Source organism: Flavobacterium sp. RNTU_13 (assembly GCF_046614455.1).
In the GTDB taxonomy this organism is placed as follows: Bacteria; Bacteroidota; Bacteroidia; order Flavobacteriales; family Flavobacteriaceae; genus Flavobacterium.
In genome coordinates this window covers 75690-94509 of sequence record NZ_JBKJHB010000007.1, presented here as the reverse complement: position 1 = coordinate 94509, position 18820 = coordinate 75690, and the positions used below count along the sequence as shown (strand labels likewise).

The window sequence follows — 18820 nt, the reverse complement described above, 5'->3', positions numbered from 1 at the left end:
CTATAAATTTATTTTTGCGGCAAACACGGTCATATCATCATTATGGCGGGCATTATCTTTATAAAGCGCTGCCGAAATTACATTAGGCTCGTATTTTAATATACCAGGTAATTCTGAAAGGTTCCACCGTGCCCTGAGCCCATCAGAATGCATAATAAGCGTCTGGTATTTTTCAAACTCCATAACAGAATCATTTAATGTGCGCGGAATATTATGCCCTACAATACCGTTATATGGCATATAGTTTTTAGGGACAAGCCCTGTATACAGGCTGGTAGAAATGTTTCCTATCCCACACATATACCATTTTTGGGCAGTATATTCAAGATAGGCAATTGTTACTACAAGCCCTCTTGTTTTTTTTACGTTTTCATGTATGTACCTGAGCACCTCAACAGGGCTGGTTGCCCTGCATGATGTAAAAGACGCTATGGCTTCAGTAACTGCTTCGTGGGCATTAATACCATGGCCAAGGCCATCGCCCATAAAAAATTGTATTCCGTTACCAAGCTTTTTCATGCTATAGCCATCGCCGCAAACCGTTTCTCCCGGTGCGCAAACCTGCACAGCCCCAAAATTGATATTACTTTGTCTTATTACAGCATCCGGTTCTTTTTGATAGATTTTACTGTACACAACGGTACCAGAGTCCGGTACGGTAAAAATTGAAGAGCGACTGCTCAAACGCTCTATAGCCCCAAGCCCCTGTCCCAAAGTATCTGAAGACGAGATGCCGTCCTGCATCATCCTTGAAAGGTTGTGTATACCTTTGCCTTTATCCAAACAATAGATTTCGAGAAAAACACCTTTATCATCGTTTGCCAGGCGGTACAGCAATTCACCCGTTTCGGCAAATTTTATAAGGTTAGAAGTAAGCTCTGAAACTACAATGTCTATTTCCCCTACTTTTTGCGGGCTAAATCCGGCAGTAGTAACCAGGTTATGTATTTCACGTTTTATAAAAGAGACATAGCTTCTGTCATCTATTTTATAAGAGAAGAGAACGGCATTATCCATTTTTCCATTTTATTATGGTAACCGTCGTTCCCACGCCAACCGTAGATTGTATATCGAATTCATTTACCAGCCTTTTTGTTCCGGGCAGGCCAAGCCCCAAACTTTTACCGGTACTATAACCGTCTTTCATTGCAAGGGATAGGTCTGGAATGCCAGGCCCTTTATCTGAAAAAACAAGGCGTATGCCATTCTCCCTGCCATTGTTTACAGCCTCAATAATTACAATACCACCGCCGCCATACTTAAGCAGGTTACGCACAAGTTCGCTTGCCGCGGTAATAAGCTTGGTTTGGTTCAATATGCCCATACCTATCTTTACCGCAGCATCTTTTACCTTGTTGCGGAACGGGACTACGTCCTGCTCTTTGACTATAACAAAGTCTTCTTTACTCAGTATCGTTGTCATAGTCATCGCTTTGGCCCTCACTTAATAAAATTTTAGAACGTAAAAGTTCCATTCCTTTTTCAACATTAAGTGCAGTAGAAACCCCGGTAAGTGTAAGGCCGAGTTCAACCAAAGTCATGGCAACTGCAGGCTGCATACCCACAATTACTGACTGGGCCCCCATAATCCTGGACATTATACCAATGTTACCCAAGATCCGGCCCATAAATGAATCTATAATAGAAACCGACGAAATATCGATTAATACTCCTTTAGAATTATGTTTTTTTACAGAATTTACAAGATCAGTTTCAAGGTTCTCTGCAAGCTGATCGTATAAATCTACCTGAATGGTGACCAAAAGAAAATCACCCATCTTTAAAATAGGAATCCTTTCCATTAACTTAGCTGTTTGTATAAGTAACCTTTTTTTTGTTCACTTCAAGTTTCAGCATATTAAATGCCGTTTGCAGTGCGCTAGCCAACGTTGATTTTGTTATGATATTGGAAAGGTCTATACCTAAGTGTACTACAATCTGGGCAATTTCCGGCCTTATGCCGCTTATGATGCATTCGGCACCCAAAAGCCTTGTAGCGCTTACCGTTTTTATTAAATGCTGGGCAACAAGCGAGTCTACTGCCGGTACTCCCGAAATATCTAGTATAGCAATGGTACTGCCGGTTTCAACAATTTGCTGTAAAAGGTTTTCCATAACTACCTGTGTGCGTGCACTATCTAAAGTTCCTATAATAGGTAGCGCCACTACACCATCCCATACGCGGATAACAGGGGTAGAAATTTCTGTAATTTCATCGGTTTGTCTGGCTATTACATCTTCACGCCCTTTGATATAGCCTTCAAAGGTAAGTATGGCCATGTTATCGATAATCTTGCTGATTTTGAGGCTTTCACTATAAAGTGTGGCAGAATCTTGAATTTCATCAGAAAGTACTTCTAAAAGGGCTTCCTTAAAACTGAATAAATAGCTTCCGGTTTCTCTTGGAGAAAATCCCCTTTTTGCCCGTGATACCGATATCCCCATAAGTACTTCATGCACTTTATCATATCCCTTTGAATCCTGGTCTTCTATAGTGGCATCGCTTAACGCATCTAAGAACGATGTCGCAAAGTCTTCAGAATCCTCTTTCTGGTCGTCTGTATTAAAGTAACTGTCTTCAGCCTTCTGCTTGGTAGTCCAAAGTTCAAGGATGGTGTCTTTTTTTTCTTTTAAGATTTTCACTGTTTTGTTTGTGTTCATTACTACTGGAAGTTTCTAAATTAGCTAACGATAATACAATTAGGGTCACCTGCATTAGGGATGCGTATTGCTATCAAATATAGTGTTTTAAAGTGTGCAATTTTTATTTTAATTTACTTCTAAATTTTGTACCGCACCTTCCAATAATTATTAAACAAAGCTAACTTCATAATATAAACCGTAATGTTCCGTGTAGCACTTGAAAACAAAATCTCTCCCTAATACGCTAAGTCGTTGTGTTGAGAAGGTGTGATTTTAAATAACCTGGAGTTCTCGGCTTTTAAGCGGGTCTTTTATTTGTCTTTGTTTTTCTTTTAAATGCCTTGAACGGATCCGCCGGCTCCACTTTGACGTTTTAAGCGTCTTTGAAATATCCAGTGGAAAACCACGGGAAATAATTTAAAAAAACTACCACTACATACAGCAATCCGTTAATACCATAACTGGCTTTGCATCCTCAATCTCTGTACTATATTACCATCTGAAAATTATTATTTGAACTTTTCCCAAGATAACCGGCAAAAGGCAGCTAATGTATTGCGGGTAAAGCACGCTGGTAAAAGCAAAAGACTACGGCATAATGGCTTTGCTCGCATACTCACAAACCCACCCCTTGGGACTTATTCCGTTTCCTTTTGTTTTCCCGCTTTACCCGCACTGTTTACCTGCTTTCTTTTTCCGGTTTTCTTTTGGGAAAAAGTTATGCGGAGCGCAAGCGAGGCAGGACTGTAACAGATTAGAGGACTGGCGGAAGATACAAAACGAATGTATCATTTAAACAAGGACGATTATGACAATTATCGGAAGAGTGACAAGGGATGCGGAAGTGCGCAACCTGTCAAACAACAAAAGTGTAGTGAGTTTTTCAATAGCCGTAAACCACGACTACAAAGACAAAAACGGGACTAAAGTAACCCAAACGGAATTTTTTGACTGTGCCTATTGGTTTTCTACAGGGGTGGCACAATACCTGACCACGGGCAGCCTTGTAGAACTCGCAGGGCGTGTGTCTGCCCGTGCGTGGATGGGCAACGATGGGCAACCTAAAGCAGGGCTGAACTTCAACACCACAGACATTAAACTGCACGGGGGCGGTAAAAACGAAGCCGAACCGCAGGCAACACAGCAACCCCAACAACAGGCGCAGCAACAACAGCGGGCGCAGCAACAAATAAACCAAGCAGCAGCGAACGCAGCCCCTGTGTACAATGCTGAACCGCTACAGCCTGCCAATGCAACAGCAGCACCCGTGTACGAAGCCGAAATACTCCCTAATGGCGCAGCCGATAACGACGACCTCCCATTTTAATTAGTAACCTTAAAATCTAAAATCATGGCACATAATATAAATTTCAACGAAGCAACAGGGCAACACGCCTTTATGAGTGTAAAACAAACCGCTTGGCACGGGCTTGGGCAGGTTGTAGAAAACTACCCGACTTCCCGTGAAGCCATAGCTTTTGCAGGCTTGGACTATGAAGTAGCCAAAGCCCCGATTTTCGCACGCGGTACAGGGCTATTCGACAGTTACCCAATACCCGACCAGTACGCCACCATGCGCACCGATACCAAAGCTGTTTTTGGCGTGGTGGGCAAAGACTATCAAATTGTACAGAACAGTGATGCGTTCGCCTTTTTCGATGCTATTGTAGGCGGTGGCGAGGGCATACTATATGAAACCGCAGGCGCACTCGGCAATGGGGAACGCATATTTATTACCGCAAAACTGCCCGGCTATATTCGTGTGGGCAACGGGGACGATGTAACACAAAAATATATTTTCCTGACCACCTCCCACGATGGCAGCGGTTCCATTACCGCAGCCTTTACACCCGTGCGTATCGTCTGCCAAAATACCCTTAACGCCGCCCTGAAAACTGCTACCAATGTGGTACGCATACGCCACACCGCAGGGGCTAAGGAACGTTTGGAGCAAGCGCACAAAGTAATGGGCGTTGCCGATAACCTGTCTTTACAATTAGAGGGCATCTTTAACGAGTGGGCTAATGTGCGCATTGAAGATAAACAGGTAAAGCAGCTTATACAGTTGGCACTTTGCCCGAACAAAGAAACCTATAACCTACTCAAAAAAGGGGCTACTGAGGAACTTTCAACGATGTATAAAAATGCCTGTGATGCAGCATTCGAGTACGCTATGGCAGACGATACCCAAAGCCTTGTTACCACCAAAGGCACGTTGTTTGGCGCATACAATGCCGTTACGGGCTACTACCAAAATGTACGCAGCTTCAAAACGGGCGAGGACAAACTAAAATCCATTTGTTTGGGCGGTACGGCACAGGCACGGGGACAAAAAGCCTTTGACCTGTGCGGGGGCTTTGCCAAAGATGGGGCGGTTGCCCTGCAATTCAACTGATAATTAACCGCAGCCCTGTTTTGCGGGGCTGCTTAAAATTGTATTGTTATGACCCTATTAGCACCCACCACAGAACGCAAGGCAGTAACCACATTAAAAAAAGTACTGCCTATTATGGAAAGGCTTGACCACGTGGCAATGACCGCAGCCGATGCCTTTGACACTACAACCGCCCTGAACCTTATCAGGCGTGTAATAGAAAGCAACCCCGAACCGCAACGCAAACCCAAAAAATAAACGCCATGCCCGTTACAAATTTTTTCGCCCATATCGCAGCCATCCCGTTTGAGGGCTGCCTGAACATTACCGTTAAAAAGGACGGGGAACAACTGACCACCTCCGTACTGCTGCAAAATGACGGTTGCGGGGATGCCGCAAAAAACCATATACCGCCCCTGATTTTAAGGGGTAGCGCAAAGGAATTGTGTGAGGGCTTTTTTGATGCTGTCAGCGCACCCGTTGCCGAAACCTCCAAACTGCTCGTGAATATGGAAGCCTACCTTAAAGGACAAGAAGCTGCCAAGAAAAATGCAGCAATGGAAAAGAAGAAAACCGAAAAAACGGATAAAGCCGATACATCGGACAAGCCCACCACGCCCGAGGAAATCAAGGAAATGAAATACAAAGGCATTATGGCGGAAGTGGATAAACTCGAAGCAGCAGGCAAATATAGGGAAGCGTGGTTAAAAGTTCCAAAAACTTCCGAGTTCCCCGACAAAACTGAGGAAATGCAAAAACGCCGCTCGAGCCTGTCGGCTCAATTCAGCCCTGACCTTTTCGGGGCTGAACAGCCTGCCACAGCAGTAACGAATGTTGAACCTAAAACTAAGCAAGATGCTACAGACCTTAATACTGCCGAGGGTATTCCTGATGAAAGACAAGGGGAATGAGGTTGAACTGACCGACCCTGACCCGAAATGGAGCGTGGAAGCCGTGATGCATTTCTATGCCAACACGTACCCTACCCTGACCACCGCCAAAACGGTCGGCCCTGAAATTACAAACGATACCGTACAGTACCGTTTTGAAACCACTATGGGGACTAAAGGATAAGTATAAAACCTAACGTTATGGATTATGCAAAAGATAATAGCGGGGCAGTTACGGCTGCCCCAAAACACAAGGCAAAAGCTGCTGCACAAAAACGCAGGCGAATTCCTGATGGGCTTGCAGCGCAGGAAAGACACCGCCGAAGTGCTTGCCGACCGACCGAGGTCAGCCCCTGCGGGGCTGCTGCCTATGGTTTTCTGAAAACCCGTTTCCTGCCCCACTACACAGGGCTGGCAATCACTGGCAGCAGTGAAAAAAAGGATTTTTACCGCAGTTTTAAACTGCTGTGCGACCATTACGGCATCAGCCCTGTAGATACTACAGGGTTTGCCTATCCCTACGGCAGGGAGGTTGCCTTGCACGAAGCAGGCAGGCTGCTCAATGAGAAGTACCCGCAGCATATCGGTTTGGAACTCTTAGAGGATAACGGCAGCTTTGCGGTTCAGACAACGGAAACCTGCCATACCGGTAACACGCTGTTTTATATTCCTGTGCTGCCCCTTCATTATATGATGCAGGACAAAAAGCACCGTAAAGGCGCACGGCTCTTGCTCTGCGTGTTCAGCTACCTGTTCCATACCGTGAATATTCCGTATTACACTGAGGACTGTTTTTTGTATTGGCAGTATGAAATGGTTACCGAATGGGTAACCAATGACCCCGATGATTGGGAACAAAAAGATTACAATGACCATGTAAGCCAACTAAGGGCTGCACAGCATTACGGGGAAAAAATGCTGCGTAGGATGTGGAACAGGGTGCATTTTGACCATTTTGGGGTATGGCTCAAAGCCTTTACGCCCTGTGATGATTTGGATAGACAATGCCATAGCATAGCCCAAAAGTTTTACAGCCTGTGGCAGGATTATCCTAAAACTTCCATATACCGTCATGCCGATACCGACTGCCTGCCCGACTATGAAAACGATGATTATGACGATTACGAATGCATTACGATGGAAAAATACATCGGGTTTGTGGCGTCCACCGATGGGTGGCTGTATGAAAATGTGCAACAATCCGTTAACGCCTTTTTCAGCGAAAGCCTTTCAAAACAAGAACCTGTTTTAAAACGCTTTTTTGATGGGCAAGCGCAGGAAAACGATACTCTTGATTTTGAATGCCGTTTGTTCCCACTCCTGAATGAATTGTGTTACCTCTTAAACAACTACGATTATGACACCAAACGTCCCTCTATACCAGCCTAAAGCCGCCCTTGTAGTTTTTACTGCAAGCGGTTTTACCTCCCCATACATTGAGTATTACGATATGGACGAAAGCGGAAGCCCTGTAAACCCACACCCGTTAACGGTCAGGGAAGCGCAAAGCCTTGCCAAAGCCCTTGATACCCGAGAGCAGTCAGGAAAGGCATTCCTGCGCCCCGAGGGCGTACTGCCTGCCAATGTATTGCACCTTAACCCATCCGACAATGGCAGCGTGGTATGGTACACCAAGCCCCAACGCCAAAAGTTATACTTTGCCGATAGCCTGGGATTGGATAACGGTAAAGTTTCATTGCCTGCGCTCGTTTGGAAAGCCAACAGGAAACAGTTACAAATCTTTGCGCTTAATAGCAAAACCAAACCCATAGCAGAAACCCCGTTATTCCACGCCCCCTTTTTTAACCTCTACCAAAAAGGCAATGTGTGTATGGGTAATGTAGATGTATCCATTAAATCCGCTGCCACCTTAGAGGAATTTATTGCCGCATGGCAGGGGTATTTTTTCGGGAGTTATTTTTCCCATCATATAAACGAACACAACCCCGTAGGCGTAAACCTCTTTAACCTTTATAAGGAACTGATGGCAGACGCTAAAAAGCCATTCCCTACCGATACCCTTAGAACCACACCGCTAACCCTTAAAAACCTACTGTAATGGAAACGAAAACAAAAGCACACTTTACCGCACCCGAATTATTGAACCCTACCAATCCCATAAATGTGTGCCTTATTGGTGCAGGCGGTACAGGCTCACAGGTGCTGACAGGCTTGGCACGAATGTCCCACAGCCTGCAACAGTTGGGACACGCAGGCTTTCAGGTCAGCCTGTGGGATGATGATGTAATTACCGATGCCAACCGTGGCAGGCAGTTATTTGCAGAATGCGAAGTCGGCTTATCCAAAGCAGCCGCCCTCATTACCCGCACCAACCGATTTTTTGGAACGGCTTGGAAAGCCATAGAAAAACCATTTACTGTTGATACGGCTACGGGCAGGAATGCCCTTTACATATCCTGTGTAGATACCGCAGTAGCCCGTTTCGGGATAGCCGAAGTGTTGGACGATTTGGATTTGAGTGCGCACCGTGCCGACACGCCCCGTTATTGGATGGACTTCGGCAACAGCAAGGACACAGGACAGGTTATCCTCTCTACCATTGGCAATATCAAACAGCCTGCTTCGGAAAAGTTTACACCTGTGGGCAGCCTGCCACAGGTTACCCGTGAATTTACCGAACTCCTTAAAGCAAGCGATACCGAAGACCTGCCGAGCTGCTCCCTCGCCGAAGCACTCGAAAAACAGGACTTGTTCATCAATTCCGTCTTGGCACAAATGGGTTGCAGCCTTTTGTGGCAGCTGCTCAGGCAGGGATTGACCACCGAGAGGGGGTTCTTTCTGAACTTGGGGAATTTTCGCAGCCAACCGTTAGCGGTTGGCTGATTAGCCCGGATTTTCGGAGCAAAAAGGCAATCCCTCCCTGTGGTCGGGAACGCCTTTTTGCGGTTTGAAAGCGGATGCGCCCGCACGGAAACAGCATCGGGGAAACCCCTGCTGCATTTACCGTGCGGGCGCGTGTTGTTTGGTCCTTGTACTGCTCGGATTTTATTTTTAATATACAATCTAAAAATTTATCTGAGGTCTATAGACTTATACAAAAATGCCCCTTCTTTAGGAAGAGGCATTTTAAACCAACCAATGATAATTCGTTTTAATTATCATTATAAATATACTCATTTTAAAAATACTCCGGACAGCCCTGGCATTTTTTCTCCCAATCAAACTGGTATAATATTGAAAACTCATGCACGCCGCCATTACGGCCCATGCCATTGGTCAAAGCGTCGTAGGAATAACCAAATTTAAGGTGTTCATATTGGATGCCCAAATAAGGATTTATAGAAGTTACCAATGGAGCATTGGAGTTATTCCTCGCGGGGTTAGTGGCTACATTTGCCCCAAAGAAAATCCTTTCAAAAACAAAACCGGCACCAGCATCCAAACGGTTAAACTTCGATTGCTGCATATAATTCGCTGTAATCAACAGTTTTGCATCGGATGTAAAATAAAAATTAGAGAACAAAAATTCGTAACCGCCACTTACCGAAAAAAACATGTCTAATGGTAAATTACCTGCTTGGGTAAATGAAATATTCGGTTTGGTAATATGCTTTAAAGAGGCACCGATCCAGGCATATTCATTATTAAACATCATACCCACCCCGGCATCAAAATATCCCGCTTTATTGTTAAGCGCTAGTGGATCGCTGCTCACCGGATCAATGGTTCCTGAACCAATGTTTATCTGGTCTTCCAACACAAGATTCTGGAAGCCGTATGACTTGCTGCCATAACCCACTTCAAGAGCCGGGTGGAAATACCAATAATCTGATAATTGGACACGATAGGTATAGCTACCGTTTACCTGAGAGAGGCTGTAATTTGTAAATGATTCACGCTGGCTAAGCACACTTACTCCAAAGCCACTGTTTATACTTTCAGCCCAGGTATTTAGGAATGCATAATCACTGCTTATTTTTAGCTTGGCATCAGGCCACTGGCTGCGGTGTATTACTCCCACACTAGTATTTTCCATAAAAGCCGTAAAAGCGGGATTTATGGTCTGTGGCACCATGAAGTATTGGGTAAAAATTGGGTCTTGTGCATGAGCAATTGCACAAAAAAGGAGGAACAGTATTGAGGTAATAGTATTTTTCATTTTGCTTCCGGTTGGTTTATTTAATCAGTACGAATGGACCTTCTAATTCTATAATTTGTCCATAAAATGTTTCGGCTTTAATACGGTAATAGAAATTTCCGTTTTCAGACGGATTATCTTTTACATAGCCGTTCCAGCCGGTAATTACTTCCCCTTTTTCCGAGTAGATAAGCGCACCCCACGTATCAAATACATGTAATTCAATTGATTTTAGCCCTCTGTGTACTGCATTGAAGGTGTCGTTATGCCCGTCGGCATTCGGTGTGAAGGCATTCGGCACCATGACATCATATCCCTTTGTTACAACAATAGTCATTGTATACGTATCAGTACAGCCATAAGGATAAATCACGTGTAGCCTTACCGTGTATGTCCCTTCGCGCAGGTAGGTGTGATCCGGGCTTATTTCCTGTGAGCTGGCGCCGTCACCAAAATCCCAACCCACTTCAATATAATCTCCGGTAGATAGGTTATCAAAATGTATCGGATCTGATATTGAATACTCCTGATACGTCGTAAACGCATAAGAACCGGCAGTGAAGTTCGCTTCGCCAAGTTGCTGTGTGTCTACCTCAAATGTGGTTGTCGCAGTACATCCTGATGAATCTGTGGCTGTAACGATGACCGTGCCGTTTTGATTGGTATTCATATTCTGCCCGTATACCCCGGAAACCGTTCCGCTACTCCAGGTGTATTGAAACGGAGGGACACCTCCCGCAGCCTGAGCTATATTGGTCTGGCTCACATACTGTGTATCACAATTGTGTACCACATTACGGGTTACATTTAGGGTAATAGGATCCGGACGGGTTATATTGTAGGTGCCCGAAACGTAACATCCGCTGGCATCGGTAACGGTTACAGAATACGTTCCCGAAGTGATATTGTTTAAGTCTTCTACGGTCTGTCCGTTAGACCAAGTATATGTATAGGGAGGTGTACCGCCACCTACCACAAGGTCTATCGCACCGCTTAATGCATTGTTACAGTCAAGTGCGTGGGTAAGATTAGCTGAAATACTCATTGCAGCAGGCTCAACAATGGTAAATGTCCTCACTATTTGGCATGGCGTGCCGTCTGTAATGGTTGCAGTATAAGTCCCGGCACCGAGGTTGTTTCGGGTAGTCCCCTGATTTGAACCATCACTCCATACCAGCGTGACAGGAGCAATACCGCCAACAAGGTTCAGCGCTATGCTGCCGTTGTGCGCACCGTGACAGGTAATCTGGTTCACTACAGGCGTTACCATAAACACCGGTGCTTCCGGAATTACAACGGTAATTTGCTTGATACAGTTGCTGGCATCGGTTACGGTAATCACATAATTTCCGGCAGCTAAATTGTCCTGATACGTACCTGTGGCAAGGTTGCTCCACTGGGCGACATATGGCGCATCCCCACCGGTTATCGCAAGGGAAATGCTGGCGTTGTTTGCCCCGTAACAGGTAATGGGTGTAGTTGTAGGGGTAATAATGATTTCGGGTTGCTCAGTAACCGTTACGCTGAGCGGAATGGTACATCCATTGGCATCGGTAGCAATTAGGTTATAGGTGCCTGCTGCAATATTCGTGAGGTCTTCCATATTAGAGGAAAATCCGTTGGGACCCGTCCACGCATAGGTGTATACCCCCGAAGTATTTTGTACACCGCCTGTAACCGTTACATCAATCGAGCCGGTAGCTAAACCAAAACACAATACATTTACATGGGTTTCTGTAATAGCCAATGCAGTTGGCTGGGTAAGTGTAAAACGTTGTGATGGTGCGCTACAGCCGTTACTATCAGTCACAATGAGCTGATAGCTACCGATGCCCAGGCTACTAAGGTTTTGGGTAGCTGCGGTAAAGCCGTTTGGCCCTGTCCAGGCATAGGTATATATACCTGTACCTCCAGCAGGTGCTATATTGATGCTACCGTTGTTGCCTCCAAAACAGCTTATTTCAAAACCATTATACACTGGCACGGCACCTGTAAATGCTACAGGTTGCGGCTCGGTAATAGTAAAGCTTTGTGTAACAGGGCAGGCATTGGTGGTGTCTAAAATGGTTACCGTATATACCCCCGGATTAAGACTTGTCAGGTCTTCCGTTGTAGCAGTAAATCCATTAGGCCCCGTCCAGCCATAAGTGTATCCCGGATAGCCTCCACTTACAGTAAGGTCGATACTGCCATTCCTGGCACCAGTACAACTGATACTGAACCCGTTGAAATTCGAAACCAAACTTCCCGTTATGGCAAGGCCACTGGCCGGCTGTGTGATTTGTATGCCGTTAATAAACTTTAATGTACCGTTAGCATCCGTAACCTTGATGTTATAGGCCCCTGCCGGCAGGTTACTAAACGTATGGTTAAGTGCCGTAAGGTTATCGGCACTTTGTACTACTGTGCCATTCTGTAAGAGGATCGCATAGTCAAACGGTGCAATCGACACGGTTGTTACTGCCACTTCAATTACCCCAGTCGACTGTCCAAAACAATCCACATTTACATGGCTTGCCGTAACTTCTGCGATAACCAAAGGTAAGGGTTCTGTAATGGTAAAGGTTTGTATAATTCCTGAACAAAGCCCATCACTTACGGTTACAGTATATACGCCCGGAGCAAGACCGGTTATATTTTGGCTTGAAGCAGTAAAACCGTTAGGTCCTGTCCATGAGTAGGTATACGATCCGCTGCCTCCTGATGGTGTCAGGTTTATAAAGCCGTCGCTGGCTCCTGCCGAGCTTATCTGGAAGCCACTGTAATTAGACACGGTTGCATTTACCGTAAAGGCAGGATTCACATTGACGGTAAGCGTAAATATACTGCCGCTGCAGTTGCCTTGCGGGGATACAGGGGTAATAGTATAAACGGCAGCCTGCACAGCTGTAGTTGTATTGGTAAGTGTTCCGGTTATGGTGCCTTGCGCTGCACCTGATGCGCCCCCGGTTACGCTGCCTGTTGGCACTGCCCAGTTGAATGTTGTGCCTGCCGGGAGCACTGTTGCGAGGGTAGCCGGATCAAAAGTAAAGGATGTGCCGCTACATAATGTAAGTGAAGCATTGGGTACGGTTGCTGTAGGGTTAATCGTAACTTCTACGGTAAAGGGTACACCATCGCATCCGCTATAATGGGGCGTTACAGTATAGGTGGCGGTAACGGGCGCATTGGTCGTATTTACCAGTGTCTGGTTAAGGCTTGCCTGAGGGCTGTTTTGTGCTGAGCCTCCTGTAAAACCGTTCCCTGTTGGTGCACTCCATGTAAATGTTACCCCTGCAGGCATGTTGTTGCCACCTGTATTTGCAGGGATAAAGTTTAGCGCCGTGCCACTACAGGTACTTATCTGTTGGGTACCGTTTACAAAAGGAACCGGGGTTACGGTTATGGTATAAACTGTTGTGGCACCCGGACATGTGGAAGCACCCGAAGTAGTGGCCGTTGCCTCATACGTAACCGTTATGGGTGCGCTAGTGGTGTTCACCAACGTTTGCGCCGGGATGCTTGTAGTACCACTTGTAGCGACACCCGTGATTCCAGATGGTTGTGTGGCGGTCCAACTGATGGTAGTGTTCGGAGTAGCACTGCTTAGGTTTACCACCGTGCTGGTACTTCCGGAACAAAGGGTCTGATTGGTTTGCGAAAATACTACCGAAGATGCAGGATTTACCGTGATGGTAAAAGTTTGTGGTGCGCCAAAACAACCGTTTATTTCTGGGGTCACCGTTATGGTAGCCGTTACGGGGTTTGCCCCGGTATTAATCGCTGTAAAAGAGGTAATATCACCCGAACCGGAAGCAGCAAGCCCTATCGAAGGTGTATTGTTGGTCCAGTTAAATACTGTATTGGGGACATTACCTGTAAAAGTAATGGCTGTGGTATTCGACTGGTTGCATACCGTTTGGTTACTAAGGGCTGCCACTGTAGGAGTCGGTGCGACCGTAAGGGTAACATTAAATGGTGTACCGGTACAGCCGTTGACTACAGGGGTTACGGCATAGGTTACTGTTGCAGGGACAGCGTTCGTGTTGCTTAGGGTGCCTGAAATACCTGAGCTATTAGTACCTGCCGCTAATCCTGATATACCCGGTTGGGGTGCAGGCGCTGACCAACTATATACAGTGCCTGCCGGAACAGTGCCGTCGGTACCATTTACCGGTGAAATGCTAAAGGCAACACCACTACAGGCAGATTGTGATAGATTATTTACAGCGGGTTGCGGGTTTACCGTAACAGTAACCGTAAAAGCAGCTCCCGTACAGATTTCGGTACCCGAAACCCATTTTGGAATTACGGTATAGGTGGCTGTTTGTACGGCATTGGTTGTATTGCTCAGGGTTCCGCTGATCTCAGTCGCCCCAGTACCGGATTGGCCGCCCATAGCCGCATCGGTCATCGCCGGCGTTCCCCATGTATACATCGTACCTGAAGGGATATTGTTCCCCGAGCCGTTTACAGGCAATACGCTAAATGATTGTCCATTACATATCGTAACCACCTGCGGGCTTATAAAAGGTCTGGGGTTTACCGTAACGCTTACTGTAAAAGCAGCACCGCTACATCCGTTTGCTATCGGTGTTACGGTATAGGTTACTGTAACAGGTGCATTGCTTACGTTGGTCAATGTCTGAGTGATACTATTCTGTGGTGTAGCCTCGTTTGTCTCACCGCTGATGCTGTTATTGGAAGCTACTGTCCAGGTATATTGTGTTCCTGCAGGTACGGTGTTGCCGCTTCCATTTACAGGCGTAACACTGAATGTGTCGCCACTGCAAATTGTAGCTGTTTGCGTGCCGGCAATCACCGGAATTGGATTTACGGTAATTGCTACTGCATTGGATGTAAGCACGCTGCATCCCCCTGATGGGAAGGTAATGATTACATAGTGGTATTGGGTACCTAAAACGCCGCCGGGCTGGTAGGTATTGGCAGTAGCCCCTGATATTGCAGTGCCGCCTGTGTTGCTGTTGGTACTATTACTATACCATTGGTATGTAGGGATCCCGGTACCGTTTTGGTACGTAACGGTTAGTGGTGCGGGCGTTTGTCCCTCACACAAGGTTTGCGGTTGGGGCTGGGCATTGATAACCGGAGCTGCGATTACAGTAACTTGAGCCGTAGCACTAGTGTCATTACAGCCAGCTGCCGTGCCCGAAACCACACAGTAATAATATTTTGTACCTACTGTTGCAGCAGGTGGCACATACGTGTCCTGCGTAGCCGACGGTAGTATAGTGCCGCCGGTTGTGCTGTTTGTAGTATTGCTATACCACTGGTAAGTCAATGCCGCACCACCTGTAGCTGTAACAGCTAGCACCTGGGCTGTCCCGCCTGCACAAAGGGTTTGTGTGCTAAGAGGTTCCTGGGCGATTGTGGGAGGTGTAGTGAGTGTTATCGTAAGCACGTTGCTATAATCACTGCATGGAACACCATTAAGTGTACTTATGCTGATGCGCCTGTACCAGGTGTTTTGCGAAAGTACCGGAGGGTTATACATAGCCGAGGTAGCTCCACTAATGTTGCTATAAGTACTACCGTCTGTTGAGCTTTGCCATTGGTAGCTTATCGTGCCCGTACCACTTGCGGCAGTATCTGTTGTAAAGGCTGCCGGGTCGCCGCCTGCACATATCGTTTGAGAGCCCAGGACACTTCCCGGGGTTATAGCGTTTACGGTAACCGAAACAACATTGCTTGTTGCGGTACAGGTCACACTATTAAGGGTACTGGTTACTTTACGACGGTACCATGTATCCTGGGTAAGTACCGGAGGGTCATACGTGGCTGATGTAGCACCACTAATATCGGCATAGGCACCTCCTGCACCCGTGGTACTGCTTTCCCATTGATAGGTAAGTGTCCCTGCCCCGGTGGCAGCTACTGTTTCAGTAAAACCAGCCGGGTCAGTACCGGAACATAATATTTGGTCAGTTCCTATGGTTCCCGGGGTAATAGTATTTATAAATACGGTTACTGTATCTGTAGTATTACAGCTTCCGTTTGTAACTTTTAATGTATATGTTGTGGTGGCGGTAGGTGTAACCGTATAGTTTTGATTGTTGCTCAAAACGGTATTTGCAGACGAAAGCCACTGGTATGTATAACCAGATCCGCTTCCACCGCTACCCAGTCCCGATAGCGTTGCAGCCCCCCCGGAACACAGGGTTACATCGTTTCCCGCATTAGCTATAACCTCCGGGGTTACGGTAAAGGTTTCTGTATCTGTAGTGGTGCCGCATTCATTAGTAACCTGTAGTGTTACTGTATGATTACCCGATGTTGTATAACTTATAGTACCAGGGTTTGCGTTTGTTGATGTGCTTGGTGTACCGCCGGGGAAACTCCATGAATAAGTAAGTGTATTGCTTCCGCAATTTGTTACCGTAGCAGTAGGGCTAATTACAGCCGAACTACCACCGCATACGTTAGAAATAGTCCCTATATTTACCGCAGGCGGAGCTTTTACGGTAACGGTTTGTGTGGCAGATTGGTTGCCACAAGAATTGTGAGCAGTTAATGTAACGGTATACGTACCCGGATTAGGAAAACTAAACGAAGGATTAGCCGATGTTGCCGTGGTGCCGTTTGTAAAGTAATTATACCCACTTGCCGGAGCCGTACCGCAATTACTGGCGCTATAGCTAACCGACCAGTTATAGGTAACGTTACAGGAATTTGTAGTTGGTGTTGTATTGGTAGCCTGCGCCGTTACCGAACCACACCCAGTGGTATTGTTTAATGTAAATGAAGCAGATGTAAGCGCGGGTTCTATACAAATGATTTTGGTAGCCGATGATGTTCCGGAACATCCATTCCTTTTGTACAACTTTACAGTATAAGTCCCTGCAGCCGAAAATTGAATGTTTAAATTCTGTGATCCATAGTTCCAACCTTCATAGTCGTCAGGAAACCCTCCGTTATTTCCTAAGTTGCTCCCGGTCAATGACCATCCTGTTGAAGGAGTAATTTCCCAGTATCGCCCAGCATCGACGTTACAAGTATTAGCCGTAACGATTGACCCATTTACTGAAGCATCAATTATAGTTACTGTTTGATTTATACATCCAGTCGTTGGTCCAGTCACTATAGCTGTTGGAGGCGTTGATGTTCTAATAGGACCAGCTGAAGAACTTGCAGATCCGCAAGGGTTTATAGCCTGCATTGAAACACCAAATGCATTGTTTTCAATTGTACTTCCGTTAGTAAAAGTGTTTGAACAAGATGAGGTACTGAATTGATGAGTAATTGATGAGGGTATGTTACTTTGATTATAATAATGAGGATTGGCCGGGTCGTCGGAGAAAGTTATTATATATGTTGTTCCTGGGGTATTGGCAGAAACTCCAGAGATTGGAAAAGTCAATTCAAAAGGAACACATCCTTGAGCATTTATTGGTAGTTGTATCTGAGGTGAAGCAGGTTGATTTCCAATAAAAACTGTATAGTTTTTATTAATTGTGCAATTTAATGTTGTTGTTATAGTAATTGTTAGTGTATAAAGCCCGATATTATAAGTGTGGTTTATATTATTTCCATTATTCCAGTTTCCAGTATTAGAAGTAAAAGATGTGGATCCATCCCCCCAATTAACAGTATATCCGGTCACAAGGCTTTGTAAGTTACTCGCTAAACCATTATTAATAAATATGTTTCCCGTTGTGGCACCTGGGTTTGTACATTTTACAAGCCAATCGGAGCCTTGATACTCTTGTAAATTGGCGCTCGCTACAGTTGGCTCAAGGACGGTCACATACATTGTATCTGTTTTATGGCATTGTCCCTTAGATGCTGTTACCGTATATGTACCTGTCATAGCAGCAGTAGCATTGTTAATAGTTGGCGATTGTGATGTACTGTTGTAATTGTTTGGACCCGACCAAGAGTATGTAACTCCTGAAGGTGCACCTGTGCTTAAACTAGATGAAAGGTTTATTGCATTTCCTTTACAGACAGTTATATTGTTACCGGCAATGACACTAAAATCAGGAACTATTACGATAGTTGCTGTACCTGATTCTGCCACAGGTGTTGCGCCTTCTGAAGAATCTAACACACTTAAAAGCTCATATGAAAAAGTTCCTGTAATATCTGTAGGAGCATTTACCGCCACAGTATTTCCCGTACCCGATGATACTGTAAGTGTACTCCCTCCGTTAATTGTATATGTAAACGTATAAGGAGCAGTACCTCCGCTACCAGTAAAAGTAATTTGTGGTTGAGTGGCATTTATGCATACCGAAGTGCTGCCGGAAATAGTTGCACCAATATCTATTCTTTCGTAGTCCAAATAAGGAGCATTAAGAAGAGGATGGGTTGGTTTTGCAGATGATGAGAAAATTGAGAGGAGTACAAAAAGTACTACAAGCATGTAGCTTTGTTTCATACGTTAAATTGTTGGTTGCCGCAAAGATAGTATTAAAAAAACGGACTGTTAAAATTTTGTTAGGGCGCGTGAAGATATGCCCAAACTTCAAATGCAGCAATACCTATTAATAGGGATTTTAATAGGTGCCAATTTTAAAAATTTATGCTTTTTCTTCTGGGAACAAGTGCCTGATTGATTCAAATGATATAAAGCAATAAAGTTCCTCCTGACAGACCCTTTTAAATCCTCTGAAGCACGTAAACTTTGAAAGTGGGATGCTGGTTAAATCCTTTACAGTATGAATTTCAGCCATTTGAAAGAAATTTAGCATTCGTTTACTAAACTGAAATTTACTATCGGAAAGTTTCATTTGGAGTTTAGAAGTTGAATCAATCATATTACGTAATTCTGACGATGACTTAAATAGTGATTGTAAATGGAGCGGGATATTCCTT

General features: G+C 45.3%; 14 protein-coding genes. 8 read left to right on the top strand and 6 right to left on the bottom strand.

The features are described from left to right. From ACLI08_RS14795 to ACLI08_RS14780, 4 genes are read right to left on the bottom strand one after another with little or no spacing between them, the layout of a single operon-like run. Positions 1–1017, bottom strand: a complete 1017-nt coding sequence (locus tag ACLI08_RS14795; RefSeq protein ID WP_411429284.1) for a SpoIIE family protein phosphatase — start codon at positions 1015–1017, stop codon at positions 1–3. Next, complete coding sequence (locus ACLI08_RS14790) at positions 1010–1423, bottom strand: anti-sigma regulatory factor (RefSeq protein ID WP_411429283.1); 414 nt, start codon at positions 1421–1423, stop codon at positions 1010–1012. The genes ACLI08_RS14795 and ACLI08_RS14790 overlap by 8 nt, the downstream gene beginning before the upstream one ends. Next, on the bottom strand, positions 1404–1802 hold the full coding sequence (locus tag ACLI08_RS14785; RefSeq protein ID WP_054406579.1) for an STAS domain-containing protein: 399 nt from the start codon (positions 1800–1802) through the stop codon (positions 1404–1406). The genes ACLI08_RS14790 and ACLI08_RS14785 overlap by 20 nt, the downstream gene beginning before the upstream one ends. A 4-nt stretch (positions 1803–1806) precedes the next feature. After that, entirely contained in the window at positions 1807–2643 is an 837-nt protein-coding gene (locus ACLI08_RS14780) for an STAS domain-containing protein (protein WP_411429282.1), read from the bottom strand. Between the two features lie 808 nt (positions 2644–3451). On the opposite strand from ACLI08_RS14780, the gene ACLI08_RS14775 reads away from it, so the two are divergent. The 8 genes from ACLI08_RS14775 to ACLI08_RS14740 are packed head-to-tail and all read left to right on the top strand — an operon-like array spanning position 3452 to position 8751. Beyond that, on the top strand, positions 3452–3970 hold the full coding sequence (locus tag ACLI08_RS14775; RefSeq protein WP_411429281.1) for a single-stranded DNA-binding protein: 519 nt from the start codon (positions 3452–3454) through the stop codon (positions 3968–3970). Positions 3971–3994: 24 nt separating this feature from the next. Beyond that, on the top strand, positions 3995–5038 hold the full coding sequence (locus ACLI08_RS14770) for a DUF932 domain-containing protein (RefSeq protein ID WP_411429280.1): 1044 nt from the start codon (positions 3995–3997) through the stop codon (positions 5036–5038). A gap of 48 nt (positions 5039–5086) precedes the next feature. After that, entirely contained in the window at positions 5087–5275 is a 189-nt protein-coding gene (locus tag ACLI08_RS14765) for a hypothetical protein (protein ID WP_411429279.1), read from the top strand. Positions 5276–5280: 5 nt separating this feature from the next. Next, positions 5281–5928 carry a prtrc system protein e gene (locus tag ACLI08_RS14760; RefSeq protein WP_411429278.1) on the top strand — a complete coding sequence of 216 codons (648 nt, stop codon included), beginning with the start codon at positions 5281–5283 and terminating at the stop codon, positions 5926–5928. Then, a complete protein-coding gene (locus ACLI08_RS14755) occupies positions 5873–6091 on the top strand; it encodes a PRTRC system protein C (RefSeq protein WP_411429277.1) in 219 nt (72 codons plus the stop codon). The genes ACLI08_RS14760 and ACLI08_RS14755 overlap by 56 nt, the downstream gene beginning before the upstream one ends. 17 nt (positions 6092–6108) lie before the next feature. After that, positions 6109–7296: a hypothetical protein gene (locus ACLI08_RS14750; protein WP_411429276.1), complete on the top strand. Its 1188-nt coding sequence runs from the start codon at positions 6109–6111 to the stop codon at positions 7294–7296. Then, a complete protein-coding gene (locus ACLI08_RS14745; protein WP_411429275.1) occupies positions 7265–7966 on the top strand; it encodes a PRTRC system protein B in 702 nt (233 codons plus the stop codon). Before ACLI08_RS14750 ends, ACLI08_RS14745 begins: the two co-directional genes overlap by 32 nt. Next, positions 7966–8751 carry a PRTRC system ThiF family protein gene (locus tag ACLI08_RS14740; RefSeq protein ID WP_411429274.1) on the top strand — a complete coding sequence of 262 codons (786 nt, stop codon included), beginning with the start codon at positions 7966–7968 and terminating at the stop codon, positions 8749–8751. The genes ACLI08_RS14745 and ACLI08_RS14740 overlap by 1 nt, the downstream gene beginning before the upstream one ends. A 295-nt stretch (positions 8752–9046) precedes the next feature. On the opposite strand, the gene ACLI08_RS14735 is transcribed toward ACLI08_RS14740, so the two are convergent. Both ACLI08_RS14735 and ACLI08_RS14730 read right to left on the bottom strand, forming a co-directional pair. After that, a complete protein-coding gene (locus ACLI08_RS14735) occupies positions 9047–10027 on the bottom strand; it encodes a PorP/SprF family type IX secretion system membrane protein (RefSeq protein ID WP_411429273.1) in 981 nt (326 codons plus the stop codon). Between the two features lie 16 nt (positions 10028–10043). Continuing rightward, positions 10044–18383, bottom strand: a complete 8340-nt coding sequence (locus ACLI08_RS14730) for a PKD-like domain-containing protein (RefSeq protein WP_411429272.1) — start codon at positions 18381–18383, stop codon at positions 10044–10046. Positions 18384–18820: the final 437 nt, after the last annotated feature.

Excerpts from the sequence above, each read along its gene's own strand:
- ACLI08_RS14750 (WP_411429276.1), top strand. The coding sequence starts at position 6,109 with ATGGATTATGCAAAAGATAATAGCGGGGCAGTTACGGCTGCCCCAAAA.
- ACLI08_RS14755 (WP_411429277.1), top strand. The coding sequence starts at position 5,873 with ATGCTACAGACCTTAATACTGCCGAGGGTATTCCTGATGAAAGACAAG.
- ACLI08_RS14790 (WP_411429283.1), bottom strand. The coding sequence starts at position 1,423 with ATGACAACGATACTGAGTAAAGAAGACTTTGTTATAGTCAAAGAGCAG.
- ACLI08_RS14785 (WP_054406579.1), bottom strand. The coding sequence starts at position 1,802 with ATGGAAAGGATTCCTATTTTAAAGATGGGTGATTTTCTTTTGGTCACC.
- ACLI08_RS14770 (WP_411429280.1), top strand. The coding sequence starts at position 3,995 with ATGGCACATAATATAAATTTCAACGAAGCAACAGGGCAACACGCCTTT.
- ACLI08_RS14765 (WP_411429279.1), top strand. The coding sequence starts at position 5,087 with ATGACCCTATTAGCACCCACCACAGAACGCAAGGCAGTAACCACATTA.
- ACLI08_RS14745 (WP_411429275.1), top strand. The coding sequence starts at position 7,265 with ATGACACCAAACGTCCCTCTATACCAGCCTAAAGCCGCCCTTGTAGTT.
- ACLI08_RS14775 (WP_411429281.1), top strand. The coding sequence starts at position 3,452 with ATGACAATTATCGGAAGAGTGACAAGGGATGCGGAAGTGCGCAACCTG.
- ACLI08_RS14760 (WP_411429278.1), top strand. The coding sequence starts at position 5,281 with ATGCCCGTTACAAATTTTTTCGCCCATATCGCAGCCATCCCGTTTGAG.
- ACLI08_RS14740 (WP_411429274.1), top strand. The coding sequence starts at position 7,966 with ATGGAAACGAAAACAAAAGCACACTTTACCGCACCCGAATTATTGAAC.
- ACLI08_RS14735 (WP_411429273.1), bottom strand. The coding sequence starts at position 10,027 with ATGAAAAATACTATTACCTCAATACTGTTCCTCCTTTTTTGTGCAATT.
- ACLI08_RS14795 (WP_411429284.1), bottom strand. The coding sequence starts at position 1,017 with ATGGATAATGCCGTTCTCTTCTCTTATAAAATAGATGACAGAAGCTAT.
- ACLI08_RS14730 (WP_411429272.1), bottom strand. The coding sequence starts at position 18,383 with ATGAAACAAAGCTACATGCTTGTAGTACTTTTTGTACTCCTCTCAATT.